Raw genomic sequence first — 3,178 nt, forward strand, 5'->3', positions numbered from 1 at the left:
TTGACGACCTCGGAGCGTTACCACACGGGACGTCCCGAAGCAGAGCCTCACTTCGTCGACCGCTGGTTGCGTCGAGGGCCGCCCGCGGGCCCCTTGCGCGCTCAGGCGTTGCCAGATCGACGGGATGCCACACGAGCACAAGGGGCACGAGGAAGCGCCGGGCCAGAGGCACCAGAAAGGCACCAACCTGCCCGGCACCGGTCCGCACCGGGTGACACGGGCCGGTACGCCGACCAGCAGGGACAGGCCAGCCGGCTACCGGTCGGGCCGGGGCATCCGCTTTGACACGGAAGTGCTCAGCATCCGTACCTGCCGACTGCTGCCGAGTTCGTCTCTATGGGATCAAGGCTGCCGCCTCCGGCGGCGCGAGGGCCGGCTACGCCGGCCCCGCCGACTCGCTCACTCTGCCTCCGGCCCGTTCGCGGCCGGCGGGTCCGGCTACCCGGCCCTCAGACCGCGGAGAGTGCGCCGATCTCAGCGACCGATAACCCTGCGCAGCGCCTCCAGCGAAGGTGCCCCCGACACGCCTTCCGGCCCCCGATAGACGCGACAGGACAGGCCCGCGCCAGCGCTCGCCTGGTCCGCGAACGGGTCAACGCCGTCGATCACGACAGTGGGCGATCCGGCGAACGCCGAGGCCCAGGGCACGGTCTGGAGGGTCACGACATGAACCTCGACCGGTGTGTCGATACGGCCGGTCTCGTCGAGCACCTGGCGCAGCCGCTCGACGGTCGTCGTCTCGTTCGGGCAGTCCGGTACCACCAGCACCTCTGCGCGCACCCCGGTCATGATCCCCCGGCAGCCCGGTTGCGTCGAGGCCAGAAAGTCGGACCAATCCGACCCCGGTCGAAAAGACGGGCTCCGCCCGAACCCGGCACCGCTCAGAGATCGGGGAAGGTGCGGTGGGGTGGTGATCTCCTCGCGGCGCGCCGAGACGGCTGCCAGCCCGAGGGGCGGGGCACAAGGCGGGACTACATGCCTTGCACCCCACCCCTCGGCCCGGAAGGGTTCCACCCGCGCCGCGAGGAGATCACCACCGAGGCCATAGCCCGTTCGGGCGGGGCCGCAACCATCTGGAGCACGGCCGAGGCGGGGCGCTGCGGCCATGTAGCCCCTGGTCAGGGGGTCGGGGGTGGTGGACCCTTTCCGAGGTGGGTCACATCGTCGAGTACGTCGGTGGACCGGCTGATGGGACGGTTCGAGAGTTTGCTGAAGCCACCCCGTGGCCACCGGTAAGCGTGGCGCTGTCGAACGCCGCGGGCCCTTCGCCGGTATACCGGCGCCGGGACGACAGGCCGGATGTGGGTACGGGACGCTGGCTCTACGACTACCTACCTGACGCAGATCGAAGCCGATAGTTGATTCCCGCGGATCACCGCGCCCTGAGCGACCGCACGCTCTACACCGCCTCGGCGCGGACTATGCACGGACGCGGACCAGGGGTACGCGGCTCCACCGCATGTCAGAGGCCTTATCGCAGTGGACTGCAAATCCGGCGGCCCAGAACCGGCCAGCTGGACACGACTAGCGGTGATGATCTTCCCTAGTCTCAGTCGTAGTCTCATTCGCCGCCGTCCGGCCAGGTTCGTCGGGGGCGAGCGGGGGGTCGGTGTCGCAGGTGGGAACGGGTACGGCTCCCCACGGACGCCCGCCCGCAGACCTCGAAAGCGTGTGAGGTGCAAGCCTCCGTGGGTTCAAATCCCACCGCTACCGCCAGCCTCACCACACAGAACGCCGGAAGGGTCCACCAGGATCCGACCGGCGTTTCTGCTTTCCGCCGACTCCCCCCGGGATCCGGCCGCACCCGCTGTTCACCGCGCGGGAGCCGGCCGGCTGATCAGCTCGGCGTAGCGGGCGAGGTCGACGTTCCCGCCGCTGACCAGCACCCCGATGCGCTGTCCGGCCAGCTCGGGTGCCAGCCGCCGGACCGCGGCGAACGCCAGGCAGCCCGTGGGCTCGACGACGATCTTGAGCGTGCTCGCGAACACTCGCATGGCGTCCACCAGCTCGGCATCGGTGGCGGTGTGGATGTCGTCCACCTCGCGCCGGATGATCGCGAACGTGAGCTCGCCGAGGTGCTGGGTCTGGGCGCCGTCGGCGATGGTGTCGGGGGTGTCGATGTGCACGATCTCGCCGGAGCGCAGCGACCGCTGCCCGTCGTCGCCGGCCGCGGGCTCCACGCCGTAGACGCGCGTCGACGGGGAGAGTGCCTGCGCGGCCAGCAGCGACCCGGACAGCAGGCCGCCCCCGCCGAGGCAGACGAACAGCGCGTCCAGCCCGTCGACCTCCTCGATCAGCTCCTTCGCCGCGGTGCCCTGGCCGGCGATCACGTCCGCGTGGTCGTAGGGCGGCACGAGCGTCAGGCCGCGCGTGGCGGCGAGTGCCCGGCCGATCGCCTCGCGGTCCTCGGCGTACCGGTCGTAGGAGACGACGGTGGCGCCGTACCCCCTGGTCGCGGCCACCTTCGCGGCCGGGGCGTCGTGGGGCATGACGATGGTGGCCGGGATGCCGAGCAGCCGGGCGGACAGCGCGATCGCCTGCGCGTGGTTGCCCGACGAGTACGCGACGACCCCCGCGCGGCGCTGCTCGTCGTCGAAGCGGGAGAGCGCGTTGAACGCCCCGCGGAACTTGAACGCCCCCATCCGCTGGAAGTTCTCGCACTTGAAGAACACCCGGGCACCGACCTCGTCGTCCACGCGGCTCGACGTGAGGACCGGTGTGCGGTGGGCGTGGCCGAGCAGCCGGGCGGCGGCGGACTCGACGTCGGCGTAGGTCGGTGGGATCACGCCCGCCATCCTCGCGCTCAGAGCCCGTCGACGAACGCGGTGGTGTCGGCCACGATCTGCTGTGGACGCCGCGGCCAGCCCGCCGAGCGAGGGGCCGCCGACCGTCCACGTGCGCACGTCGGGGTGGCCGGCGAGCAGCACGTGCCAGCGGGTGAGCGCGACCCACAGCAGCACGACGACAGGTGAGCCCGGAAACGGCGGAGGCCGGGTCCGTCCACGTGGACGGATCCGGCCTCCGGGGTGCCTCGGGTCAGCGGCGGACGGAACGACGGCCGTACAGGTTCGCGGTGAGCACCACCAGCACGGCGGCGACGATCACCTGAATGATGATCTCGATCCAGGGGATACCGCCGTTGGCGTTCGCGTACCCCATGGCACTGGCGATGAAGGCC

Annotated in this window: 2 protein-coding genes; both read right to left on the reverse strand. The window is 71.1% G+C overall.

Features of this window, described 5'->3' with window-relative positions; translation table 11 throughout:
• Positions 1-474: 474 nt before the first annotated feature.
• Positions 475-780, reverse strand: coding sequence for a thioredoxin family protein (locus tag JWR81_RS34000; protein ID WP_297662175.1), 306 nt, complete (start codon positions 778-780; stop codon positions 475-477).
• Between the two features lie 1,031 nt (positions 781-1,811).
• Positions 1,812-2,795 carry a threo-3-hydroxy-L-aspartate ammonia-lyase gene (locus tag JWR81_RS34005; protein WP_297662177.1) on the reverse strand — a complete coding sequence of 328 codons (984 nt, stop codon included), beginning with the start codon at positions 2,793-2,795 and terminating at the stop codon, positions 1,812-1,814.
• Positions 2,796-3,178: the final 383 nt, after the last annotated feature.

This window comes from Pseudonocardia sp., from assembly GCF_025965585.1.
Classification (GTDB): Bacteria; Actinomycetota; Actinomycetes; order Mycobacteriales; family Pseudonocardiaceae; genus Pseudonocardia.

Bases quoted from the DNA above. Each gene is read 5' to 3' on its own strand.
- JWR81_RS34005 (WP_297662177.1), bottom strand. From the start codon at position 2,795: ATGGCGGGCGTGATCCCACCGACCTACGCCGACGTCGAGTCCGCCGCC.